Consider the following 23,080-nt stretch of genomic DNA (forward strand, 5'->3'; position numbering starts at 1 on the left):
CAGTTTTCCTTTGTATTATTCTTCTTTTTTGGCATCTTGGAGAAAGCGATTTTCATGTGGATAAGGGTAAATATGTCTTACGACTTTCTCACGAATATCGCGTTGTGCTTGCTGCCAAAACAACACCTCAGCCAAATCAGCATGATGGCGCAGAAACATTTCCTTTAGTGTAGGATTTGTCAGAACAAATGTACACAACTGTTCAGGAAAGACGTCTTGCGGTGCACTGGAAATATCGCCAGAGTCGTACATATTATCAAGCCCTTGTTTTGGCAGCGCTCTGAAGTTCATTTCTGTGAGATATTGCACCTCATCATAGTCATAGAAGATAACTCTATGATGTTTACTTACGCCAAAGTTTTTTAACAGCATGTCTCCTGGAAAAATGTTTACAGCGAGCATTTCTTTGAGCGCATAGCCATAATCTCTAATGACTTGCTCGCACGTTTCTTCATCGGCTTGCTGTACAAAGAGATTGAGCGGTGTCATGCGGCGCTCAATATACAAGTGCTTTATCACCATATTGTCCCCCTCAATACGTATACTTTGAGAGATAGAATCCAGCAATAGCTGATAAAGGGCTGGTGAAATACGTGCAAGTGGGATCACTACATCGGAATATTCAATTGTATCTGCCATTCTACCCACACGATCGTGGCGCTTTACGAGTTGGTAGCGCTCTAAAACGGTTGTTTTTGTAAATGGCTTACTTTCTGGAAATTGGTCACGGATCACTTTAAAAACATAGGGAAAGCTTGGCAGAGTGAATACCATCATCACCATACCCGGTGTACCTGGTGCGACTTCAAATTGTTCTTCGGAATTAGCTAAGTGGTGTAAAAACTCACGATAAAATTCGGTTTTCCCCTGTTTATGAAAGCCGATGGCATTATAAAGCTCAGCCTTTGTTTTATTTGGCATAAGTTGATTTAAAAACTTAACTAGCGCAGATGGAGCATGAGTCTCTACTAAAAAGTAAGCACGCGCAAAGCCAAAAATCACTCGCATTTGTGAGCTATTGGTAAGCAGCGCATCGATCAGTAAGCCCCCAGTTTGTGCATGTAACACTGAAATGATAAACGGCTGTACACCAGATTTAGATACCACTCGGCCGACAATATAGGCACCTTTATTACGATAAAATGGTGCGCTGAGAATATCGAAGCGCATTAAGTGCGCCTGATGATGCGTGTTAGGTGCTTGTTTAAGAAACGCCTTAACGAGTAGTCGAATATCTCTATCTAAATCTTCAAATTCACAATGAAAGTCAATATGTTCAATAATTCTTTTTATGGTGGGCTTGAGGCCATTGACGACTGGGAAATAACTTCGATACTCAGCTTCTACAGGGAGTGACGTGGCGTTAGCTAGCTGGGTTTCAACAAAAATGAAATCGCTATTGTAATATCGGCGGTGAAAGAGGCGACAAAAAACTGAATTATAGAAAGTTTCAGCAAGCTCTGGTTGAGGGTGAAAGGTAAGACGCTCAAGGTAAGCCTGTTTTACTTGATACCATAGCGATTCATCCAGTTGCGTCGAGCCATAGAGTTGTATTAACTTTTGTGCGGTTTCATCAACTTTGCTATCGTATTGGCTGATCCTCGCTTTACTTATTCGTTCTATCTCTCCCCAATTTTGAGCAGCAAAAGCGATGGGTGCCAGTTTGGTAATTTTTACAAATGCGTGATAGTGGTTTTGGAAACCTGATAAAATTCGCTCTGCTAACTGCTGTGCTTGCATCTACATCCCTCATAAATTATCCACGCGGAGTGGTTTCACTTTACAAGGTAATGTGCGAAAAGTCATCTGGTAATACCAGTTAAAGCATTTGTATAACGATAGCGAATGCTCATTGGCTAAAGTGCGATTCTCAAAAAGGCAATCCATGCAATTGAGCGGCTATATCACTCATATTCTTTGAGTTGCTTTTCTAATTTTGAAATCTCTTTCTCTAGGCTTTTAATCGCTTTAGCATATGCCTTATTAATGGCCTTTATTTCCTTTTTAACTTGTCTGACGACCTTTTTACGCCTGTCTTCATTCATCAGTTTAGTTAATTTATCCTGTTGCTCTCTAACCGCGGTATCTCTTTTGCGATTGAGCACGGCTTTTTCATGGTGTTTGGCTCTGAGCGCACGCTTTGTCCTTTTCGCAATTTGGTTACGTTCCAAATTATTTAGCGTTTTATAGTGCTGTTCTGAGGGAGCTGAGGCTTTAGGATCGGATGTAGTTATCGTATGCTGGGTCGCATTGGCCGAGCAGGGAAATTGGCTAAAAACGATGCCTCTGTCGGTCGTGCATTTGAAGTATTTTACCGTTGTTGTGGCGAAACAATGAGTAGAGACAAAAATAAGTACAAGTAGTTTTAGATACAATTGCATATGGCATCCTTGCTGTAACAGTTAATATCTACTTAACCATAGATGACATCCCACTTTGTTCAAGGTTATTGTGCTTCAGGGGCTGTGAATTTTTTTAATGTCTTAATACTTTGTATTAAAAATGGAATATCTAGACTACCGTTTAACACAAAGCCTTCCTTTGCTGACATCTGCTTGAAGCTGCCATCTTGATTGACTAAGGTGATTTTGTCTTTTTTGAAGGCAACTAAGACACCTTGGGTAAAGTTAACGCCTTCTGCATGAGAGCGAGTTTTTATGTTCGATGCCAGCATACTTTGTTGAGCAAGGGGGTCGCAGCCAAGATAAGAGCTTAGCAGGGTGTAGGTGATGTCATTGGGCTGTACAAGACCAGAAGCCTGAGCAAACAGCTCAATGTTCGTTACCGCAGAACTGGTTAATACCGTCGCTTGCTGTGCACTAATATCAATTGCCACGAACGACTTTGAACTATCAATGTCAATTTCGTCACTTACTTCAATGATTGTTAATTTACTTGCTTGATGAGAGGGAACAAAAGAGAACTCGCCGTTAGCATTAACACTCATTAAGTCATTATTAATTGACCATACCGGAACTTGCTGCTGTAGCAGGACAGACTCTTTATAATAACTCGGTAGACCGTATATCAGGCTGAATAGCGCATCGCTGCTATTTCCTGCGCGTAAAACAGAATCCATTCGGAACACGTTATTTTTACCGTTGCTCTGAAGTGCTGTTGCTGTTTTTTGGAACAGCGCCTCATCTGTGTAAGCATAAACGTTGATAGGTTGCTCTGTGGTATCTTTCTTTTCTTTGCATACCGCCGAAATTACAGGGACTTTGTATTTTGAATGCGTATCACCAATGCTTAGTGAGTGCGCTTCCTCATACTGCTCGATATCAAGTAAATCGTGTCTGGCGAGTAAGCTCTTTGCGGTTGTAGGATAGGAGAGAGGTAATACATTATCTTGCTTAGTGATATCGAAAAAGGCATTCGCATCGGCCCAAATATGCAGGCTATGACTGAGCGCAAAGCAGGTAACAATGGTCCCCGTTGCATAGCGAGGGAATTTATAGGATTTAAGCTCGGCCAAATGACGCCAAGCATAATTGCCTGCGAGTAGTTCAAAAGTGAGCACCAGTCCAAGCATTGCAATGGTAATGATGAGATTAACTAGGGATGATCCGACTAAGGTTTCCCACAATAAAACAAAAATATCGGAAAGCGAAGCTGGGTTTATATGGTAGCCAAGTTGTAGGTAAACAAAGGCATCCACTGTTAGTACAACAATACCAACCGAGGCAATAATTGCAGCCATCCCGCGAATATGTCGCGGGTAAGGGAATATTAAACTAAGCGGAAAGATAGTTAATACAAACGCACAAAAAGTGATAAAGCTGGTATGGCTTATCCACGTGATCAGCATATAAAACCAACCGACAAAGGTACTTGGCGCTTTGTCGGCGAACAAATAAACTGAGCTAATCAATAAAACCAAGCCAATGTTAGCAAAGGTAAACCAGTGTCCCCAGCTGAGTAATTGACTTGCTTTTGATGAAAAAGGGCTGTGCGGTGTAAGATTCATTCCGTTACTTTACTGATTGTGTAAGTGCTTTGGCAAAATTTTCGGCAACAGATTGTCTCTTACTCTCTGGAACATGTTCTTTTAGAATGTGCGTGATAGAATTACCCAAACACATTAAGCTGAGATCAACTGGTGCGTTTTGCGAGCTTAATACATTAACTAATTGGTCAACAATTTCTTCTACTTGTTTATTGGAATACTTTGATTGGATAGGCATCAGTTGGTTCAATTTATAAAAGCAATAATTTTTACATTTTAACATTAGAGGCGTGAAAAACAAAGATGAGCGTTGAGGTAAAAAAACTAGTTGTTCACTATGTAGACAAACAAGACGAAGATACCGAAATACATCTACGTGACGATGAAATGCAAATCAATGACAAAGTTAATGTTTTCATTGAACAATTGCATCATGCCTACAATGGCAAACCGGGTAAAGGGTTCTGTGCTTTTAGCGGCGAAAAAAGCAGTGTGGTCGCGTCTGCGATGCAGAGTTATAGAAATAATGAGCTTAACTTTTGGAATTTAACCCAAGAAGCAACCAATGTGCTTAAAGAAGAACTTAATAAGTATGCATTTCATGAAACTGGGTATTTAGTGTTTTGTCATTATCAGTATGTTGCCAGCAATTTTATTATGATTGCACTGATTAATATTAAAGAACATTACACAATTACCTCAGACTTAGACTTATCCGCAGCAAAACACTTAGATATTTCACGTATGCAATTGGCTGCTAGAATCGATTTAGATGCTTGGGATACAGCCGCAGAAGAAAACCGTTATATTTCCTTCATTAAGGGGCGTGCTGGTCGAAAAGTTGCTGATTTCTTTTTAGATTTTCTTGGTTGTGAAGAGGGGATCGATCCAAAGCAGCAATCGCAAACTATGTTACACGCGGTTGAGGATTATTTGTCGACACAGCAATTTGAAAAGTCTGAAAAAGACGACATCCGCAAGGAGATTTTTGATTACTGTAACGACTGTGTTTCAAGCGGCGAGGATGCGGATGTTAATACACTGTCCGAGACGCTTTCTAAGTCTTCAGACGTAAAATTTGAAGACTTTTATAAAGAGCAGGGCTATGAGCTGGAAGAAAGCTTTCCTGTCGATAAAAAGACAGTAACGAGTATGGTGAAATTTTCTGGGCTTGGCGGTGGAGTAAGCGTTGGCTTTGAACGTAAGCATTTGGGTGAGCGGGTTATTTATGATGCTGCGACTGATACGCTTACGATTAAAGGTGTACCGCCTAACTTGAAGGATCAAATTGAACGTTATTATAACGACGAATCTTAATTGTTAAAAAGCAGCGTAAGCTGCTTTTTTGTTCCTATTTCATCCCTTTTTATGCAAATATTTTTATCAATTTGCTGCTTTTGCTAGCATTTTTTCAAATTTAACTATACTTGCAATGTAGTACTTGTAGAACAAGCAATTGGGATGAATCACAATGAAGATGAAACTAGCTTTAGGTTGTACCCTTTGCCTTGCCTGTTTTTCAGGGCATGCAGAGGTTAACTTTTCCGGATTTGCAAGTATCAATGCTGGTAAGGTGCTGAGCGGAAGTGGTGTTCCACAATTCGGAATAAACGATCCAATATTTCTCGCCGATTATCCTATCGTCAGTGTTTACGACGAGGATATCTCATTTGAACCTGAAACATTGATGGGCCTTCAATTTAGTGCTGATCTAACCGAAGGTTTAAGTGTTACTGGTCAGATTGTTGCGCGCGGCGCAGACGATTTTGATGCAAAGTTTGAGTGGGCTTATTTGTCCTATGAGATTAATGAGAATTGGACTTTCCAAGCAGGTAAAAAGCGCTTACCGCTATTTTATTATTCCGACTTTTATGATGTGGGTTACGCCTATATTTGGATGCGTGCACCCGCGGACAACTACACCTGGCAAATCTTTAATTATAATGGCATCAATATGCTCTACAGCGGCAGTATAGGCGACTGGTCATTAAGCGGGAATATTTACGCTGGTAAAGAAGACGATGATGACAATAAGCTGTTGAGCGAGTTTTTCTTTCAAGAGCCAACTAGAGAAATCTGGAAAGACATCCTAGGCGGCGTAATTCAAACCAGTAATGATTGGCTTGAAGTGCGTTTAACCCACATGCGTTACACTAACCAGCGGTATCGCTCTGGAGAGCCTGTCTTATGGGAGGGGAGTGATGAGCGAGATGGTAAGTTTTATGGTTTAGCAGTAAATGCAGACTGGGGAAATTTCTTTATTTTATCTGAGCTAAATCGGTTGGACTTAGACGGTAATCTAGACACCAAGATGCTGACACTGGGTTATCGCTTTGACAATATCACGCCATTCGTATCTTACGCAGATTTTGAAGGCGAGGGCGACGATGCCGAAAGCCATGAAACCACTTCGTTTGGAGTACGTTGGGATTTCCATTCCTCCGCCGCTTTCAAGATCCAGTACGATGAGGTAGAGGATAACTCCGTTGGTTTAGCAGTCGCAGGTGATAGTAAAGCCATTACAATTGGCATCGACATGGTATTTTAAGGAGAGAAGCATGAAAAAATTATTTTTACTTACTCTACTTTGCAGCGCTTTTAGTTGCCTAGCCGTGGATGTCATTGTCAACCCTGCCAATACTTCTACACTTGATGAAAACGAAATTAAGCAAATTTTTATTGGTAAATCAAAGTCATTCTCCGATGGCTCTAAAGCACTTCCGATAACACAGGCTGATGGCTCGACGGTAACCGATGAGTTTAATGAAAAGGTACTTAATAAGTCATCAAGTCAACTTAAAGCTTATTGGTCAAAATTAGTATTTACTGGAAAAGGGACACCGCCAAAAGAAGCCGCCGATGATGCTGAGGTACTTAAACTCGTTGCGAGTAACCCTAACCTAATTGGGTTTGTGTCTTCGGGAGCCGCAGATAGCAGCGTTAAAGTGGTGAAGTCATTTTAGGAAGAGATAAGTAAGGCCCTATAAAAAAGGGCCTTACTTTAGATTTTACTATCAATGATTAACATCGTCAGCTTTTTGCTTAGCATTTTTGCTGACTTTTCTTCAGCATTAGACTTAGCCATGTTCTCAAAACTAGACGCTGCTTTTATTTGTGCAGAAACATGCGCCTTTTCTTTATCGTTTTCCATGAGTGTTAAACTCGAGTTGGCAAAAACATAATAAGTGCTGTTTTTCTTTACGTCTTCGAAATCTACGCGAAAGTCAATTTGAAAGTCTGCACTTTGTTTTTCACCCACAACAGTAAGACCTTGCTTAGTCAAGCTTTCGGCCAACTGGTTGCGGATAGACTTCTGTCCCCAAAACTTTGATGAAATACTAAACGTTAATGACTGAATAAAATCATTCAGCATTTTGTTTTTGTTGCTCACTGAGGTTGGTATGGCAATGCTGCCGCCACCTAATTGCCTGTGATATTCGTTTGCTTTGCGTCTTTTAGCAATTAGTCGTTTAATTGCCATCGCTTCTTTTAGTTTTTCTGAATTGGTTAGTGCCGAAATAGTCGCGTTACTGATCTCTTCGTCAAGTTGTCTAATATCAAGCTCAGCGTGCATCCTCGACTCAATCTTGTTAAATGAGGCAAGGGCATAGGCCGTTTTTTGCTCCGAGGAGTAAAACTCCTGCTCAATATTGATCCCCTGTAATTGTATGCTTGGAACTCGAGAATATAAAATCTCATCCACTCGATACGAAAAATCGCCATTAGCCTGACTTTGAGCAACTTGTGTCGTTCCTTCAATTTCCACATTTAACTGTTTGGCAATCGCCAATCTAGCTGCTTCTTGGGCGGCAAGTTTGGCTTCCGTCCTATCTACAATATGACTCGCTGAACCAACGCCATACACTAGATAATCGGAACTCGGTTGCTGCGTAGCCCAAGTGGGTAAGCTTTCTTCCTTTGCAACCGCCTGCTTGGTAGATTGACAGGCAGATAAACTAAGTAGAATACACAGAGGTAACGCTAGACGTTTAGAAACCATACCCGCTGCGCTCTTGAAGTTTTTGAATTTTCTTCTGTCCATTCCACACCTCTCGGTTAGTCGTCATGTCTATTAATCGAAGATCTACTTGGTAGAAAGTGACCCGACTACCACCTTGTTCGTCAACAAATGAGTTAATCGTGCCGGATAGTGCATAATCAGCACCTTGCTCTTGGCCGATCTCATTACGAGTTTCGAGGCTTGAATTAAGCTCTTGGTCTCGTCTTTCCTCACGAATTTCATCGCGTACATAGCGGTTTGCGACGAAGTCAGCTTGCCCGCTTCGCAATATAGCGCGCTTGAGGTCATTCAAAAAGGTGTCAACTGCAATATGCTGATGCGACTTGTTACGAACAGATTGGATAATGATAGCGGGTCGAGTGCCTTCTTTGGCACGGTGTTCACGTACCCAAGGGAAGCCGAGCATATCGCTTATCATTGCTTCAGCAACTAACTGAGAGTCTTTGGCATTCCATTTATCTGAAAGCGCTATTTCTTCATTGGTGTCCACACGACTCACTTTGGTTGTTGAAGAACAACCCGTCATCGCTGCGCTAGACGCGATGAGCATTGGGACAACTAATTTAACTGCAAATTTAGGCTTCATGTATTCAGTCCATGTTAGTTAAAGATGATAAATAATTTTGTTTTTCTGGTTCAGCTACACCGGTGAAGGTGCGAATGTGGCTAAGCAACGGTGCTGTTTGATTCAGCGGTATATCCTGTTCAATCACTCTGCCAGTCCTTAATTGGGTTTGCAATTGCAGGTGAGTGGTATTTTCGGGTAATTTCACTCGAGCCACTCTAATTTCACTTGGTAAAGATTGCCACTGTCTAGTATCTGCCGCTGCTGTAATGGCGTTGGTGACAGATGATGTTAGCTGAGCAAGCCCTGCCAACAGCGAGTTCTGCTGGATGCCAACTTGCTTTATAGCTTTACTTGCGGTGACTGCTTTTAACACTTCTCGAGAAATAGCGGTGTAAATTTCCATATTGGCATTACCTAGCGCGTCATACAGTGTGAGTAAGTTTACCGAATAAAAGGGATGTAATTCTGTAAGTTTTTGTCCGTTAGCGAAAAGCGCAACATGTTGGATATCGTTTTTATGAGGTTGTAAGTAAGTAACTGAGATTCTACTGCCATACTTGAGTGCATCAATCACCCCTTCGTCTACGGCTTTTTGCCATAATTTATCACCGAGAGGTAAGCGTTTTGTGACAGTGCCTAAGACAACATCACTAAAGTCACCTGTTGCATAGTTTTGAATGAGATCAAACAAACTGGTATCAGCAAACATTAAATTAAACCATGCGAACTGGGCTTGGCGTTCTTCTTTTGTCCCCCAATAAATCGGCGTAATCACTATCGCTTGTGCCTCTTCATCAGGTCTAAGATAAAGGTTAAACTCTTTGCGCTGCGGTGATACACCTAAGCTTTGAACTAATGTGAAGTAGTTTTCTTCCTTGTCTGCAACCATTCTGTTGAGATCTTGCTGTGCTTGTTGGCCTGCATATTGACCTAGTTTGTATTGTTTACTAAAGCCATTTTTGTATGCGCTCACCGCTCGCTCATATTGGATCCGAGCACTATCTCGCTCGCCTTGTTGTTCATATAAGACGCCACTTAAATACTGTGCAAATGCATCATCTTTATACTCAAGTTCACCGCTGATAAATGGTTGATTAAAAATAGCTTTAAAAATTTGTTCAATATCACTTCCTGGTTTTTGTTGATTTACGTAGCCTCCGGTTTGTTGCTGTAATTGAGATAGGTATAAGTCCAGTTGGCGCATTTCTGTCAGTGCAGAGTCATACAAAGCAACACGGTTTACCTTCGAGGCGTTTGCCAACGACACATAATTAAGCGCCATTAATGTATGGATCATGGGTTTATGAAAAGCGCGACCAGTATATTTTTTGTAACTTGCGCCAGTAAAAGTAGAAAAAAGCTGGTCGCTGATGCTGACAGTGTAGGCGGCTTCAATGATTTCCTTTGCGTGAGAAAGGTGTTGATTACTTAATTCATAATGGTGTTGTAAATGCGCTAACATACCTGATTCAAGATAATACAATAGCTCGTCACGAGATGAGTTTTTATAGGCATAGTCAATACGCTGTTGGGCTGAGATAAAATCTCCTTGCTCCGCGTATTCTATGGCCTGCTTGTTAGCTTTAGGAGTCAAGTTACAGCCGCTCAGCATCAAGCAACCTGTAAAGATCAAGAGTTTTATCATGAAGTTATATAAATCAATTTGGAATCGCATTCCTTGCATACTTGTTCTTATAATGGCAGTGTTGTTGTGTTCAATCATATAACAATAAATTAAATAGTAAAAAATTGAATTGAAAGTGCTAAATTGTTAAAAATCGTTTTTACAATTTATTACTGTTAATCAATGATTTTTTTGATAAATTTTATTCCGTAATCAGGGCAATTAAGGAACCCAACATGAAAGCAAAACAACTACTTATATCAGTGGCCGTTATAGGGATACTATCGGCTTGTAGTTCAAGTAAAGACGATGCGGCTTCAAGTCCAAGAGTTAATATTCCAGAGTGGGTTCTCAATCCAACAATCGAAGATGGTATAGCGGCAGCAGATTGTGTGAAATACTCGGGCAATATTTCAATCGATCAAAAAATGGCGGTTGCAAATGCACGTCTTGCTCTTGCTCAACAGATTGAAACACGCATCGAAGGCCTTGATAAGACATTCGCGAACCGTACAGATGCAAACGAGGACACAACGGTAGGCGCAACCTTTAGCTCTGTATCCAAACAACTTACCAAACAAACATTAAATGGCTCTCGTATCGTTAAGGCCGATGTTATCGATATTTCTGGTAAAGATTATTTCTGTGCATTGACGACGTTATCACCTGATCAGACTAAAGAGCTTTTCAAAGATTTGATCAAAGAAAGTAAGCGTAGTGTAAATCCTCAGGATGAAAAGTTTTTATATCAAGAATTTAAAGCTTACAAAGCGGAAAAAGATCTTGAGAAGGAAATTGCAAGGCTAACTAATTAAAGCGTGAGTTTCACGCTTTAATTTTTTGAAAGGAACGCTCTATGCGCAAATCGGTATACTCATTTTTAGTCATGGCGTTAAGTGCCATTCCAAGTGCGGTGGCGAGTCAAGCCCAGCTTTTTGAAGAGCTGTCAGAGAAAATGTCACGTTGGCAAACCTCCGAGCCTAGTGATGAAGAGCTGAGCGAGTTTGAGCAATATAAACGCCAACAATTAAGTGAGTTTGCTGATTATGTCGAAGAGCATTTTGAAGAGTACGATGCCTTTCGTGATAACGTGATCCAACAGTGGGGAGATATAACTGTTTCTGATCAAGCCGCATTTGTCACCTACAGTGATGATTTATCATCCAGAATGGTTGTCGACTTTGAAGCCAATGAGCTGGTTGTAAGCATTAGGCATGCGGCAGATGAAAAGGTATCTCAGGCTCAACTTCAAGCCCTATATAAAGAGTTTATCGCGAAAGACCGTGCAGTAATTGATGTATTTAATGCTGATACGCTCGCGGTAAACCAAAGTGAAACAACAAAACGTGAAGTGGATAATGCTGCTCGTGCAAAAGCGTTGATCGCAGCGAAAAAGCAAATAGACAGCCAATTCGAACAACAGCAACGTTATATAGAACGCCAGACGGATGAGGCCATCATTGACGGCGAAGATACAAAATTAGCAGAGGCTCAACAACAAGCGCAACAGAAAAAGCTTGAACTGTTAAAACAAAAACGTCTTAAAAAGCTATTAGAAACTGCAAGTAATACCGGTAAAAGTGAAGCAACAGTCGTATCTGAAATCGTGCTTAAGCTACCCAAACAGACTGAACTTTCCAAGCATCGAGCAGAACGTTATGTTAGCCAAGTGAATGCACAAGCGAAGCGCTTTGACATTGAGCCAAGTTTAATTTTTGCGGTTATGCATACCGAAAGCCACTTTAACCCAATGGCAAAGTCACATATTCCTGCGTTTGGTTTGATGCAGATTGTACCGACGAGTGCGGGTGTTGATGTGAATCGTATGTTGTACAATCGCGATGAACCGATGTCGGCGCCTTATTTATATGTGACGGACAATAATATTGAAGCGGGGACCGCTTACCTGAATATTCTCGATAAACGCTACCTGAGTAAAATACAGAATCCAATTAGTCGTAAGTATTGCATCATTGCGGCTTACAATACGGGTGCTGGCAATGTTGCCCGTGTGTTTAATGCTGATGACTCAAGATCAATCACAAAAGCGGCAAAGATAATTAATTCACTCTCACCAGAAAACGTACTAGCGGCGCTAGACAAAAGTTTACCTTATGATGAAACCAAACATTATCTGGACAAAGTCTTAACGCGAGAAAAGCTCTATATAGCGCCAGAAGAAGGTATTGCACAAAAGTTATAAGTTAAGCGCGCTCAAGGCACCTTCAATGTGATCGTGGCGGAATCGATAACCTGCATCGAGAAGTTTTTTTGGTACGACGCATTGGCCGTACAATAGCAATTCTGACATTTCACCATATGCCAATTTGAGGACAAACGGTGGTACGGTAAATAGGCAAGGGCGTGAGATAGCGCGTGCTAAGGCTTGAGAAAATTGCTTATTTGATAACGGGTTAGGGGCTGTAGCATTAACAACACCGCAGATCTCGTCATGTTTAAGGATATACAGTATCGCCTGAATCATATCGTCGATATGGATCCAAGACATTATTTGTCTTCCTGAACCAATCGGACCGCCAACGCCAAATTGAAAGGGTGGCAACATCTTTACCAAAGCGCCCCCAGATTTTGAAAGCACAATGCCTGTTCTTAATATGCAGACTCTAGTATGGCTTGACTCGGCTCTAAAGGCGGTATCTTCCCAATCTTTGCACAGCCTATGAGAGAATTCATCATGGTAATCCTTGAAATCTTCAGTGATGGTCAAGTTATCCGGTTGGCGTCCATAAAAACCTATTGCACTACCTGAAATAAACACCTTGGGCGTTGACGTCGCAGTATTTATCGCTGCAACGATTTGCTCAGTGATTTTTATCCGGCTATTGTAGATCTCTTGTTTTTTCTCTTTGCTCCACCGGCCATTGGCGATTGGTTCACCCGCAAGATTAATGACCGCATCAAGCTCATTAAAGTCGACATCATCAGTATCAGTAACGCAGCTAACCCCACTTGGTAATAGGTTTGCAGCTTTTGAAGGCGAACGGCTCAATACAATCAGATTATGTTTGTGTACTAAAAATTGGCATAACTTTTTACCAATTAATCCAGTTGCGCCTGTTATGAATATATTCATGCTCAATACTCTTTATTGTAATCAAATAAACCTACGTTTTAGCAAGGAGTTAGATCACTCATTTTCATTATAGGTGGTTTGTTTTAGAATGGTAAAAAAGCAAAAGGAGTGAACTGTGTCTTCACTGACTGGAATTAACAAAACGCTGGTGGTTTTGGCCTCGCTATTTTTAGTGTTAGGTGGTATCAAGCTTGCGTCTGAGATTGTTGTGCCGTTTATATTAGCCGCATTCATTGCGATTATCTGTAATCCCATGCTCAAGTTTTTGGCTCGCTTTAAAATACCAAAAGGGCTGGCCATTCTGGTGATTATCGCACTTGTGATTTTAATAGGTGCAAGTATTGGTGGGCTTGTTGGGCAATCAGTCAATGACTTCTCTAAGCAGCTGCCAACTTATAAAGAAGACTTACAAGAAAAGTTCGTTTGGTTGGTTAGTACTGCCGCGAACTACAATATATTATTGGATAAACAACAACTTATTAGTATGCTAGACCCAAATAAGCTAATCGATGTGGCCACCAACATGCTGACTGGCTTTGGTGGTGTGATGGCAAATAGCTTTTTAATTTTGCTTATCGTCGTCTTCATGCTTTTTGAGGCACCTTCTTTGGGCCACAAAGTGCATCTTGCCCTAGACGATCCAGAGATGAAAATGCAGCAAATTGATAGATTTTTAGATTCTATCAATAGCTATTTGGCGATTAAAACGCTGGTGTCATTGGCGACAGGTGTCGTAGCGGCTGTTTTTTTATGGGCGTTAGGTGTTGATTACTTCGTGCTTTGGGGCGTAGTTGCATTTTTGCTTAACTATATTCCAAACATAGGTTCAATCATTGCGGCTGTGCCGCCTGTTTTACTGGCCTTAGTGACACAAGGACCATTGGTGAGTGGCATTGTTGCTGTGGGTTACATTTGTATTAATACCTTAATGGGCAACATTATTGAGCCGAGGTTTATGGGTCGAGGGTTAGGTTTATCGACTCTAGTCGTGTTTCTCTCGTTAATCTTTTGGGGGTGGTTACTCGGAACTGTGGGAATGCTGCTTTCTGTGCCACTTACCATGGTTGTGAAAATTGCCCTTGAAACCAGTGAAGAGGGTAAATGGCTTGCAATCCTTCTCGGTTCAGAACAACCCGATAATAGACCATCTTAACAACACTGAGATTAGGCAAATAAAAAGGAGCTACAAACAGCTCCTTCTCTAAGTATTTTATTCGTTATTATCTGAAGCTCAGGTTATTAAGGCTTAGCACCTAATAATCCAATCAAAAATGCGGCTAGAGATTCAAATCTTCTTTCAATACTTTACTGCTTTTCAGCTCAATGATGTGGGCTTTTAAGAATGCAATTTTGCAATTTTTATAAGCCGTCGCTGAGCGCGTCGCGTTTGGCATATCTAGTAAGTATCGCCACCGGCAGCTATCTTCCATATATTCCTCCTGATTGCGAAGGGCACGTTCCATAATTGGCAAGATCTGAGTATTACCCGTGTCCGCTTGATACTTTTTAGTATCAAGCAATAACTTAGTGATCCAGGTTTGACGATGACGTTCAAGTAAGTTGATATTGCCATCCAGGCACATGAGGAATTTTTTTGCTTTTTCCGGATGCGTTGATTCATACTTCGTACAGTCTTGTAGTGTGACATCGTCGTCCGCAATCACAAAAAAGGTTAATCCCGATACCAATAGACTGCTAATTATTCTTTTCATGGTTAAACTCTATCGTAAATTTTGCGCCACCATGTTGGGAAGTACCGATTTGCATCAAGCCATGATACGACTTAACTAAATCAGATACGATAGCCATTCCTACGCCGTGGCCAGCTTCATAGGTGTCTAATCTTGCACCTCTGGTCAGTAGCTCTGAGCGGCGATGCTCTGGAATGCCTGGGCCATCATCTTCTACTTCTATGATTAGTAGGCGCTTTTTAGGTGCACTTACTTTTATATCGACCAAGGAACCACATGCTTTACAGGCGTTATCTATAATATTACCAAGAATTTCCATTAAGTCCGTTTTATCGCCAAGAAATGCAACCTCCTCACCACATTCGGAGGAAAATTGAATGTGCTTGTCGTGATACACTTTAGTCATGGCGTTGAGTATTGAGTCTAGTACGGGTTTTACTGATGTTTGTTTCTTCCATGTATCGGATGCACCCGTTGCAGCACGTTTCAATTGATGTTCGATCATCGCATTGATTCTGTCTAGTTGCTCCTGAGCGTCTGCATCTTTTGCCAGTGGACTGGATTTGATCACCGCAAGGGGCGTTTTTAACGCGTGCGCAAGGTCGCTAAGTGACGCTCTATATCTCTCTTTTTGACGCTTTTGAGATTCCAATAGTAGGTTTAAGTCGGATTTGATTGTTAGAAGCTCGACGGGGTAAAGACCCGTGATCTTATCGCGCTCGCCAGCTTCAATCTCTTTAATTTCTTTATCCAATCGCTGTAACGGCCTTGCGTTCCATACAAACCCAAATGCCATCAATCCTGCTATCACCACACCCATAACCAGCATCCAGTTGACCAAGGTGTTTCTAAACCCTGACATTAACTCCATCAGCGCGTCATTTTTTTTTAAAAGTACAAAGCGGGCTTGCTGCGATTGCTCTGCATTTCCGAGAATAACGGTCAGGCTAAGTTGCCAAAACAGTACACCATTATATTCAACTCGTTTAAACTCAGATGCTCCAGCCTGGTTTTCTGAAAAGTCAGGTGAAATCGAGAGATTTACAGCCGACTCGGAATACCAAACGAGGGAGTTATCTTGATAGACCAGTGCATAAGTATCAGAATTCAGTCTGTTTAACTCAGGTGCAAGAATACTGCGAGGCATTTCGAGTCCGTTAGAGACAAATTCGACTTCAGAGATAAGTGAGTAGAGGTGGGCTTCCAATGTTTTTTCAGTCGCATCGACTAAAGAAGAATAATAAGCCCTGCCCACGGAGAAAAACAGCGCGGGAAGGGCAATAATAAGCACAAAGACAAGGATAAATCCTTGCCTTATTTTAAGCGAAATTTGAGAGCTGTTTACCACTGATTTTTGAACCTATATCCACGTCCTCTAAGGGTTTCAACAGGGTTCAGAGTGCCATCAGGGTCTAGCTTTTTACGCAGTCTTAAGACAAACACTTCAATGACGTTAGAGTCTAAGTCAAAGTCCTGATCGTATATGTGCTCTGTGAGTTCAGATTTAGAAATAACTTTTTGTGGGTTAACCATTAGGTATTCTAAAACTTTATATTCATAGGCCGTTAGTGATAGCTCGTTATCGTTAACCCAGACTTGCTGTGAGCGAGTGTGGATTTTGATTGGACCAATACAAATCTCTGGATTTGCTTGTCCAGCGCTACGTCTAATCAGTGCATTACAGCGTGCAATCAGTTCTTCAACATGAAACGGTTTAGTGAGGTAGTCATCAGCTCCTGCATCAAGGCCTTCTACCTTGTCTTGCCAGCGGTCGCGTGCTGTTAAGATTAAAATAGGGATCTTTACGCCGTTAGCACGTGCTCTACGGATAATTTCAATACCGTCAAGCTTTGGCAAGCCGAGATCAATCACTGCCATATCTAACGGATATTCTTCAAGGTGAAATAATCCAGACTCACCATCATGACACAAGTCAACGCTATATTTTTCTTTCTCTAATGCATTTCGCAGGTTTTCTGCTAGTTGAATATCGTCTTCGATAACTAAAATACGCATCCTTAGTCCTTATTTACTTCACCTGTCTTCTTGTTGACTTTTAAGTCAACAATTCGACCATCTGGTTGGAGAATTCTTACCACAAAAAACTGATTTTCTTCAGAAATCTTAAGCGTCTTCCCAGCGTACTTATCAAGCGCCAGAGACACAGCTTCTTTTTTTGTAATCGTCTTTACATTCTTATCATTGCGGCTATTGGCGTCTGCTACACTCGAAGCGAACGCCAAGATCAACGCTAAGAGAGTGAGTTGCAATCGCATTTTAAGCTCCACAGTTTCATAGATACTAAGTGTCTAAACTTCATAAATCCCAAACAAATTTAGTGCTTTTGTAATTAACCTTTGCTGAACTTAATGTTCAGTAAACTTTTATGGCAGAACTCGCTTGTACGGTTTTACAATACTAGCAGTATAGACACCAGCATCAATATAGGGATCGACGCTCGCCCATTGCTGCGCACTTTCTAAGTTTTCAAACTCAGCAATAACCAAAGAACCCGTAAAACCCGCTTCACCAGGATCTTCCGAGTCAATAGCTGGTAACGGGCCTGCTGCAAACAATCGACCTTGTTGTTTTAATTCTTCTAAACGAGCTAAGTGAGCAGGGCGCGCAGCAAGACGTTTTGCTAATGAGTTTTCAGCGTCGGTTGAGTAGATCATGTAAAGCATAAGTATTAGTTCCAGATTAGTTTCTAGGTTATTATTGTTATTTTTACGTATTTTGTCGGCTTTTCAGGGCCGTTTATCAATACTATGATAAAACGCCCTCAGTGCAAAAGTAAATGTACACAGAGTTTTTCAGTGATTAGACATTTAAACTTGAAAAACACTCAGCTTGACTGGTAGAGTCCTTCGGATATTTGTAGAAAATAATAATAAGGTTGATTGCAATGAGTGCAAACCGTGAGCATTTTAGCTCCCGATTAGGGTTTATCCTTGCCGCTGCAGGTTCTGCTGTTGGTATTGGTAACTTAGTCGGCTTTCCTGTTTCCGCCGCAAAAAATGGTGGTGGGGCATTTTTACTAATCTATGCACTATTTGTAGTGTTTATCTGTTTACCTGTCATGATGGCCGAAATGGCTATGGGTAGGAAAGCCCAAAAGGACCCGTTTGGCGCATATAAGCTGCTATCTAATCATGATAAAAAGTGGTCAATAGCTGGGTTCTTGGCTGTACTCACGCCGTTTATGATTGCTGTCTTCTACATGGTTATTACCGTTTGGATCTTTGGCTTCTTAGCGCAAACAGCTTTAGGTAACTTAGATGTACTCGCCTCTCCGAAGTACTTTGGCACTTTTATCAACGATACCAATGTCTTCATCTATATGTTGATAGTGGGTGTGATCGTTAATCTTATCTTGGTTGGCGGTGTAAAAGAAGGGATCGAAAAAGCAGCTAAGTTACTCATGCCAGCGTTATTTGTCATGTTAATTGGCCTTGTCGCATACGTATTAACCCTTGATAACGCAATGGCAGGTGTACGCTATTACATCGTTCCTGACTTCGAAAAGATGAATGCAAGTGTGCTAAATGGCGCGTTATCACAGGCTTTCTTTTCACTGTCTTTAGGTATGGGTATATTGATCACTTATGCTTCCTATATCTCTAAGAAAGACGACATTGTCGGTAGCTCTAAAATGGTCGCTATTACAGATTCATTAGTGGCATTCATTGCCGGTCTGATGGTACTTCCGGCTATCTTTAGTTTTAATCCGAATACAGATCCAAGTAAGTTATCGGACTCTTCAGTATCTATGATTTTCGATTACTTACCTAAATTGTTATTGGCTTTACAAGATGATATTGGCTACGTCGGTGCTTCAATTGTTGCAGGTACTTTCTTTTTGTTGGTTTTCTTTGCAGCGATAACGTCGCTTGTGTCAATTGTCGAGGTGCCTACCGCGACTTTGATGGAAGAAAAATGCATTTCACGTAAAAAGGCACTGATTATCTTAGCGTTGACCACAGGTATTTTGACTGTGCTATCTACGATGTCTTTTGGAATGGTGGACTGGCTTACAAGTTTTGTAAGATATGGCGATGCTCAGAAGAGCTTCTTTGACCTAGTCTACGACGTGTTTTACGATACTATTTTACCGTTGAATGGTTTGCTGTTGTGTCTATTCGTTACTTATCGCTGGAAAAAATCTGGTTTGAATGAAGAACTTGCGCAAGGCGCAGAGGGGTACGTAGGTAGCTTTACTGAGAAATATATTAATTTCTCTCTATCTACATTCATCCCAGTGATCCTGTTGGCTATTTTCATTAATACCGTTGCAACTAAGTATTTTGCTTTCAGTATCTTTGGCTTCTAGCGACAAGACATTCGTTTTGGGCATGATGACATCGGCGTATTAATGCGCCGATGTTTATTCTCCACTAAGCCACTAAAATTTTACGCCCGAATCTAAGTACTGCCCAATTCCTATTGTAAACATCCACAGTCCCCACAGGCTATGCTCTAACACACACACCGCAAGCGAACGACTATGGGCGTAGGTATAAGAAAATAGTAGCCCTCCAACAAAAGATAACGCCACGGCTATCCAGTTGTCATAGATGCAGTGAGCAAGCGCAAACACTAATGCACTTAGCAAAACTCGATTGTTTTTATTTGGTAAAATCCTTTTATAGCGATGAAAGAAGTAGCTCCTAAAAATTAACTCTTGTGGTAAGACGGAAAGAATAGGGTAAGCAACTAATAATAATAACCAGTCGCTGGGGGAATTGAGCGGTAGGGAAAACCAATTTCCTTGACTAACTAAACCATAGAGCACGGCTGAAAACATTGCACCTGCGAAAAACGTGGTAAATAATCGCTTTTTGACGGACGAAAACTCCCCCAAACTGGTTAATCTAAAGCGTTTGAAATGGGGATCGGTTAGTAGTAAATGGGTACAGATTGCCATTAAAATGATCAGTGCTGGAAAAAGCCAATTGTTGAGGTGATCACGGAATTGATAAGCGACAATGGGCAGGACAAAGAATACAAATACGAGTTCACACCACCGGTATTGGCTTGCGTTCAAGGCTAGTTCCCCAAAATATTTGGCGGCTACAAGCCGCTATAGTTAGCTCTCACTCGTTAACTATAGCAGCTGCAGATGAACCTTGAATGGTTACTCTTCAGGTAAATATTTTTGAATTTTAAACATGGTAAAGAGGAGTGCAACGAAGGTGATCCCAATTAAACCAAAGACTTTAAAGTTCACCCAAAAATCAAGAGAGAAGTGGTACGCAACGTAAAGGTTTAGGCCTGCGATGAAGAAAAGTAATACTGCCCAAAATAGATTTAATTGGTCGCAGTCTTTGGCTGGTAAATCAATATCAATCTCGCTTTTCTCCTTCTCAGCAACTGACTTTAACACGCCTTCGAGTGCGCCTTTTACCAAGTTTTTATTAAACAGGTACCTAGATATGAGTAGTGCCGCACCTAAAATGGCATAAATAATCGTGGCTTTCCATTTAATAAACTGCTCATCATGGAAGAAAATCGTCATCCCACCAAGGATCAACGCAATCGCTAAGAATACCCAATGACGTTTTGCGACTTCGCGCTTAGTGATGTATTGGTGTGTGACCTGTATAAGAGAGGCAATGATTAGCACACCCGTTGCCCAAAAAATATCGACAAACTTATAAACCGCAAAAAATAAGATGAGCGGTAAGTACTCAATTAAAAATGACATTTTTTATCCTAACAAAGTTGGTTGTAAGGGTTTTACCAAGATACGGCGAGAACATCAACATTGACTTTCTTTGATGAAACCCATAGCCTGCTGCGCTCATTCAATGGTTCAGAGGTATTTGCATGAATAAGAGCGATTTAGTTACAAAAATGGCGGAAATTAGTGGATTAACAAAGAAAGATTCACAGGCGGTGTTAAATGTCATTTTACAGGCCACTAAAAAGCGCTTGTCAGAAGGCGATCAGATGCAAATTAATGGACTTGGGACATTCGCGTTAAGTTATCATCCCCCAAAGCAAGGACGTAATCCTCAAACAGGTGAGACCATCACCATTGAGGGACAAAACAAGGTATTGTTTAAGCCTGCTAAAGCCTTAAAAGATAACTTGCGTTAATTCTAAGAAAAGCCAGTGTTTAACACTGGCTTGAAAGTAATATTACTTTTGCGTTGCAGCTTTCATTCGCGCAACAAAGGTTTTTAGCTCAAAGCACATAGTGCTAGGATCATCTAAGTGTTTTTCGATGATTTTCACCACCGCAGAGCCACTTATCGCACCTGCTGCACCTGAGCTAATCGCATGCTTTACATGCTCCGGTTCAGAAATACCAAACCCTAGCAGTGGCGGCGCAGCATGATACTCGATAAGTTTGGTGATCATCTCTGTTGCCGGCATTTGTGCCGTCGTTTCTGTACCAGTCACGCCTGCACGCGAAAGTAAATAAGTATAGCCACGACCTCGGGTGGCGCATTCTCGTAACGTATCATCGCAGGCATTCGGTGTGGCAATGAAAATTGGCGCAATATCATTTGCCATTGCAGTGAGCCTAAACGGTTTGGCTTCGTGCAGTGGCACATCAGCAACTAATATAGAATCCACACCCGCAGTTTTGGCGTCTTGATAAAACTGCTCAATACCACGAGCAAAAATCAAGTTTGAGTAAAGCAACAAACCAATTGGAATATCACTGTTGTAACGACGAATTTCAGCGATGATCTCAAGACAGTCTTGGGTGTTAACATCTTGCTTTAATGCACGGATGTTAGCTGCTTGAATAACAGGGCCATCGGCAATGGGATCTGAAAACGGAATACCGAGCTCCAATGCATCAGCACCACCGTCAATCAGACTTTTAATGATCTCAATACTGAGAGCCTTATTGGGATCGCCAATCGTCACGAAAGGAACAAATGCACCTTGGTTTTTTTCATTTAAGTGCGCGAACATCGCGTCATAACGTCTCATAGTTCACCTCGCTCAGACAGTACCTGGTGGACGTGAGCTAAGTCTTTGTCTCCGCGACCACTTAAGTTAACAACAATCACCGTTTCTTCGGTTTGCGCTTCTGCATATTTTAGTGCGTATGCCAGAGCATGGCTTGACTCTAGGGCTGGAATAATACCTTCGTGTTTAGCAAGCGCTTGAAAGGCATTTAATGCTTCAGTGTCGGTAATACCAACATATTGCGCGCGGCCTGTTTCATGAAGGTAGGCGTGTTGTGGACCAACAGCTGGGTAGTCAAGACCTGCTGAAACAGAGTAAGATTCTTCAATTTGGCCATCTTTGTTCTGCATGATATAGGTATAGGCGCCGTGCAAGATGCCTTTACTTCCTTTACATAGTGCAGCGCCGTGCTCATCGGTATCTAGGCCTTTACCAGCCGGTTCCACCCCGATTAACTTAACGTCTTTTTCATCAATAAAGTCTGCGAACATACCAATAGCATTTGAGCCGCCGCCCACACAAGCGATAACCGCATCTGGCAAACGACCTTCCGCTTTTAGTACTTGTTGTTTCGCCTCTTCACCAATCATTTTTTGGAACTCTCGGACAATCGTCGGGAATGGATGAGGGCCTGCAGCCGTTCCGAGTAAATAATGTGCCGTTTTGTAGTTTGCAGACCAGTCACGTAATGCTTCATTTACCGCGTCTTTTAATGTGCCTGAGCCAGCGGTAACTGGGATAACTTCCGCACCCATCAAACGCATTCTAAATACGTTTGGTTGCTGACGCTCAACATCTTTAGCCCCCATGTATACCCGGCACTTTAAGCCGAGTAAGGAGCAGGCTAGGGCGGTTGCAACACCATGTTGTCCAGCGCCGGTTTCAGCAATGACTTCTTTTTTACCCATACGTTTGGTTAAGAGCGCTTGACCTAACACTTGGTTGGTCTTGTGTGCACCACCGTGAAGTAAATCTTCACGCTTTAAGTACAGTTTGACCTTAGGGTTTTTAACTAAGTTGCGTGTCTTGGTCAGTGGTGTTGGGCGACCCGCAAATTCATTCAAAAGTTGATAAAACTCCTGCTGAAATTCTGGGTCTTTTTGTGATTTATAAAATTCCTGTTCTAACTGCTTTAACGCAGGTACGAGTAACTCGGGCACAAACATGCCTCCGAAGTCACCAAAATAAGCTGAATTACTCATGTCCACC

25 protein-coding genes are annotated in these 23,080 nt (G+C 41.5%); 8 read left to right on the forward strand and 17 right to left on the reverse strand.

The window, feature by feature from the left end; all coding sequences use genetic code 11:
- Nucleotides 1-15: 15 nt before the first annotated feature.
- The 4 genes from aceK to EXT47_RS06850 all read right to left on the reverse strand — a co-directional run bounded on the left by aceK (nucleotide 16) and on the right by EXT47_RS06850 (nucleotide 4,184).
- Nucleotides 16-1,740 (reverse strand): bifunctional isocitrate dehydrogenase kinase/phosphatase, encoded by a 1,725-nt coding sequence (gene aceK / locus EXT47_RS06835; RefSeq protein WP_130126160.1) that lies wholly within the window; start codon nucleotides 1,738-1,740, stop codon nucleotides 16-18.
- A 164-nt stretch (nucleotides 1,741-1,904) separates the two neighbouring features.
- Nucleotides 1,905-2,381, reverse strand: coding sequence for a DUF4124 domain-containing protein (locus EXT47_RS06840; RefSeq protein WP_130126161.1), 477 nt, complete (start codon nucleotides 2,379-2,381; stop codon nucleotides 1,905-1,907).
- Between the two features lie 65 nt (nucleotides 2,382-2,446).
- Nucleotides 2,447-3,967 carry a DUF3413 domain-containing protein gene (locus tag EXT47_RS06845; protein WP_130126162.1) on the reverse strand — a complete coding sequence of 507 codons (1,521 nt, stop codon included), beginning with the start codon at nucleotides 3,965-3,967 and terminating at the stop codon, nucleotides 2,447-2,449.
- Nucleotides 3,968-3,971: 4 nt separating this feature from the next.
- On the reverse strand, nucleotides 3,972-4,184 hold the full coding sequence (locus tag EXT47_RS06850; protein WP_010374035.1) for a DUF1414 domain-containing protein: 213 nt from the start codon (nucleotides 4,182-4,184) through the stop codon (nucleotides 3,972-3,974).
- 65 nt (nucleotides 4,185-4,249) lie between these two features.
- Here EXT47_RS06850 and yejK point away from each other — a divergent pair, with 65 nt between their 5' ends.
- The 3 genes from yejK (at nucleotide 4,250) to EXT47_RS06865 (ending at nucleotide 6,909) form a co-directional block, all read left to right on the forward strand.
- A complete protein-coding gene (yejK, locus tag EXT47_RS06855; protein WP_039497545.1) occupies nucleotides 4,250-5,263 on the forward strand; it encodes a nucleoid-associated protein YejK in 1,014 nt (337 codons plus the stop codon).
- A gap of 154 nt (nucleotides 5,264-5,417) precedes the next feature.
- A complete protein-coding gene (locus EXT47_RS06860) occupies nucleotides 5,418-6,494 on the forward strand; it encodes a porin (RefSeq protein ID WP_010604987.1) in 1,077 nt (358 codons plus the stop codon).
- 10 nt (nucleotides 6,495-6,504) lie between these two features.
- Nucleotides 6,505-6,909 carry a phosphate ABC transporter substrate-binding protein gene (locus EXT47_RS06865; RefSeq protein WP_010374038.1) on the forward strand — a complete coding sequence of 135 codons (405 nt, stop codon included), beginning with the start codon at nucleotides 6,505-6,507 and terminating at the stop codon, nucleotides 6,907-6,909.
- A 38-nt stretch (nucleotides 6,910-6,947) separates the two neighbouring features.
- Here the strand turns inward: EXT47_RS06865 and EXT47_RS06870 are convergent, their stop codons facing one another.
- Genes EXT47_RS06870 through EXT47_RS06880 form a run of 3 tightly spaced genes read right to left on the reverse strand, consistent with a single transcriptional unit; the run spans nucleotide 6,948 to nucleotide 10,219 of the window.
- On the reverse strand, nucleotides 6,948-7,988 hold the full coding sequence (locus tag EXT47_RS06870; RefSeq protein WP_226898922.1) for a hypothetical protein: 1,041 nt from the start codon (nucleotides 7,986-7,988) through the stop codon (nucleotides 6,948-6,950).
- Entirely contained in the window at nucleotides 7,936-8,553 is a 618-nt protein-coding gene (locus EXT47_RS06875) for a penicillin-binding protein activator LpoB (protein WP_017219134.1), read from the reverse strand. Before EXT47_RS06875 ends, EXT47_RS06870 begins: the two co-directional genes overlap by 53 nt.
- A gap of 4 nt (nucleotides 8,554-8,557) precedes the next feature.
- On the reverse strand, nucleotides 8,558-10,219 hold the full coding sequence (locus EXT47_RS06880; protein WP_130126163.1) for a hypothetical protein: 1,662 nt from the start codon (nucleotides 10,217-10,219) through the stop codon (nucleotides 8,558-8,560).
- 176 nt (nucleotides 10,220-10,395) lie between these two features.
- Between EXT47_RS06880 and EXT47_RS06885 the strand changes: the two genes are divergently transcribed.
- Both EXT47_RS06885 and EXT47_RS06890 read left to right on the forward strand, forming a co-directional pair.
- A complete protein-coding gene (locus EXT47_RS06885; protein ID WP_039497557.1) occupies nucleotides 10,396-10,974 on the forward strand; it encodes an LPP20 family lipoprotein in 579 nt (192 codons plus the stop codon).
- Nucleotides 10,975-11,015: 41 nt separating this feature from the next.
- A complete protein-coding gene (locus EXT47_RS06890) occupies nucleotides 11,016-12,362 on the forward strand; it encodes a murein transglycosylase domain-containing protein (RefSeq protein ID WP_130126164.1) in 1,347 nt (448 codons plus the stop codon).
- Here EXT47_RS06890 and EXT47_RS06895 read toward each other — a convergent pair.
- Nucleotides 12,357-13,253, reverse strand: coding sequence for a TIGR01777 family oxidoreductase (locus tag EXT47_RS06895; RefSeq protein ID WP_130126165.1), 897 nt, complete (start codon nucleotides 13,251-13,253; stop codon nucleotides 12,357-12,359). The two genes, EXT47_RS06890 and EXT47_RS06895, sit on opposite strands and share 6 nt — an antisense overlap.
- Nucleotides 13,254-13,368: 115 nt before the next feature.
- Here EXT47_RS06895 and EXT47_RS06900 point away from each other — a divergent pair, with 115 nt between their 5' ends.
- Nucleotides 13,369-14,406: an AI-2E family transporter gene (locus EXT47_RS06900; protein ID WP_039497563.1), complete on the forward strand. Its 1,038-nt coding sequence runs from the start codon at nucleotides 13,369-13,371 to the stop codon at nucleotides 14,404-14,406.
- A 124-nt stretch (nucleotides 14,407-14,530) separates the two neighbouring features.
- Here the strand turns inward: EXT47_RS06900 and EXT47_RS06905 are convergent, their stop codons facing one another.
- From EXT47_RS06905 to EXT47_RS06925, 5 genes are all read right to left on the reverse strand, one after another.
- Nucleotides 14,531-14,965, reverse strand: a complete 435-nt coding sequence (locus EXT47_RS06905; protein WP_010374053.1) for a hypothetical protein — start codon at nucleotides 14,963-14,965, stop codon at nucleotides 14,531-14,533.
- Entirely contained in the window at nucleotides 14,949-16,292 is a 1,344-nt protein-coding gene (locus EXT47_RS06910) for an ATP-binding protein (protein ID WP_010374055.1), read from the reverse strand. Before EXT47_RS06910 ends, EXT47_RS06905 begins: the two co-directional genes overlap by 17 nt.
- Nucleotides 16,286-16,960 carry a response regulator transcription factor gene (locus EXT47_RS06915; RefSeq protein WP_010374057.1) on the reverse strand — a complete coding sequence of 225 codons (675 nt, stop codon included), beginning with the start codon at nucleotides 16,958-16,960 and terminating at the stop codon, nucleotides 16,286-16,288. Before EXT47_RS06915 ends, EXT47_RS06910 begins: the two co-directional genes overlap by 7 nt.
- Nucleotides 16,961-16,962: 2 nt before the next feature.
- Nucleotides 16,963-17,220 carry a PepSY domain-containing protein gene (locus EXT47_RS06920; RefSeq protein WP_010374059.1) on the reverse strand — a complete coding sequence of 86 codons (258 nt, stop codon included), beginning with the start codon at nucleotides 17,218-17,220 and terminating at the stop codon, nucleotides 16,963-16,965.
- Between the two features lie 108 nt (nucleotides 17,221-17,328).
- Nucleotides 17,329-17,628 carry a YciI family protein gene (locus EXT47_RS06925; RefSeq protein WP_045989641.1) on the reverse strand — a complete coding sequence of 100 codons (300 nt, stop codon included), beginning with the start codon at nucleotides 17,626-17,628 and terminating at the stop codon, nucleotides 17,329-17,331.
- A gap of 221 nt (nucleotides 17,629-17,849) precedes the next feature.
- On the opposite strand from EXT47_RS06925, the gene EXT47_RS06930 reads away from it, so the two are divergent.
- Nucleotides 17,850-19,274, forward strand: a complete 1,425-nt coding sequence (locus EXT47_RS06930) for a sodium-dependent transporter (RefSeq protein WP_039497572.1) — start codon at nucleotides 17,850-17,852, stop codon at nucleotides 19,272-19,274.
- Nucleotides 19,275-19,346: 72 nt separating this feature from the next.
- On the opposite strand, the gene EXT47_RS06935 is transcribed toward EXT47_RS06930, so the two are convergent.
- Together EXT47_RS06935 and EXT47_RS06940 are read right to left on the reverse strand one after the other, a co-directional pair.
- The gene (locus EXT47_RS06935; RefSeq protein WP_130126166.1) at nucleotides 19,347-19,988 is read right to left on the reverse strand and encodes a CPBP family intramembrane glutamic endopeptidase; all 642 of its coding nucleotides are present in this window, start codon (nucleotides 19,986-19,988) and stop codon (nucleotides 19,347-19,349) included.
- Nucleotides 19,989-20,078: 90 nt separating this feature from the next.
- Nucleotides 20,079-20,648, reverse strand: coding sequence for an inner membrane-spanning protein YciB (locus EXT47_RS06940; RefSeq protein WP_130126167.1), 570 nt, complete (start codon nucleotides 20,646-20,648; stop codon nucleotides 20,079-20,081).
- Between the two features lie 122 nt (nucleotides 20,649-20,770).
- Here EXT47_RS06940 and EXT47_RS06945 point away from each other — a divergent pair, with 122 nt between their 5' ends.
- Complete coding sequence (locus EXT47_RS06945; RefSeq protein WP_010374071.1) at nucleotides 20,771-21,043, forward strand: HU family DNA-binding protein; 273 nt, start codon at nucleotides 20,771-20,773, stop codon at nucleotides 21,041-21,043.
- A 42-nt stretch (nucleotides 21,044-21,085) separates the two neighbouring features.
- On the opposite strand, the gene trpA is transcribed toward EXT47_RS06945, so the two are convergent.
- Together trpA and trpB are read right to left on the reverse strand one after the other, a co-directional pair.
- Entirely contained in the window at nucleotides 21,086-21,892 is an 807-nt protein-coding gene (gene trpA / locus EXT47_RS06950) for a tryptophan synthase subunit alpha (protein WP_045989645.1), read from the reverse strand.
- Nucleotides 21,889-23,073 (reverse strand): tryptophan synthase subunit beta, encoded by a 1,185-nt coding sequence (gene trpB / locus EXT47_RS06955; protein ID WP_017219145.1) that lies wholly within the window; start codon nucleotides 23,071-23,073, stop codon nucleotides 21,889-21,891. The genes trpA and trpB overlap by 4 nt, the downstream gene beginning before the upstream one ends.
- Nucleotides 23,074-23,080: the final 7 nt, after the last annotated feature.

It is taken from the genome of Pseudoalteromonas sp. CO342X (assembly GCF_004208915.1).
Classification (GTDB): domain Bacteria; phylum Pseudomonadota; class Gammaproteobacteria; order Enterobacterales; family Alteromonadaceae; genus Pseudoalteromonas; species Pseudoalteromonas maricaloris.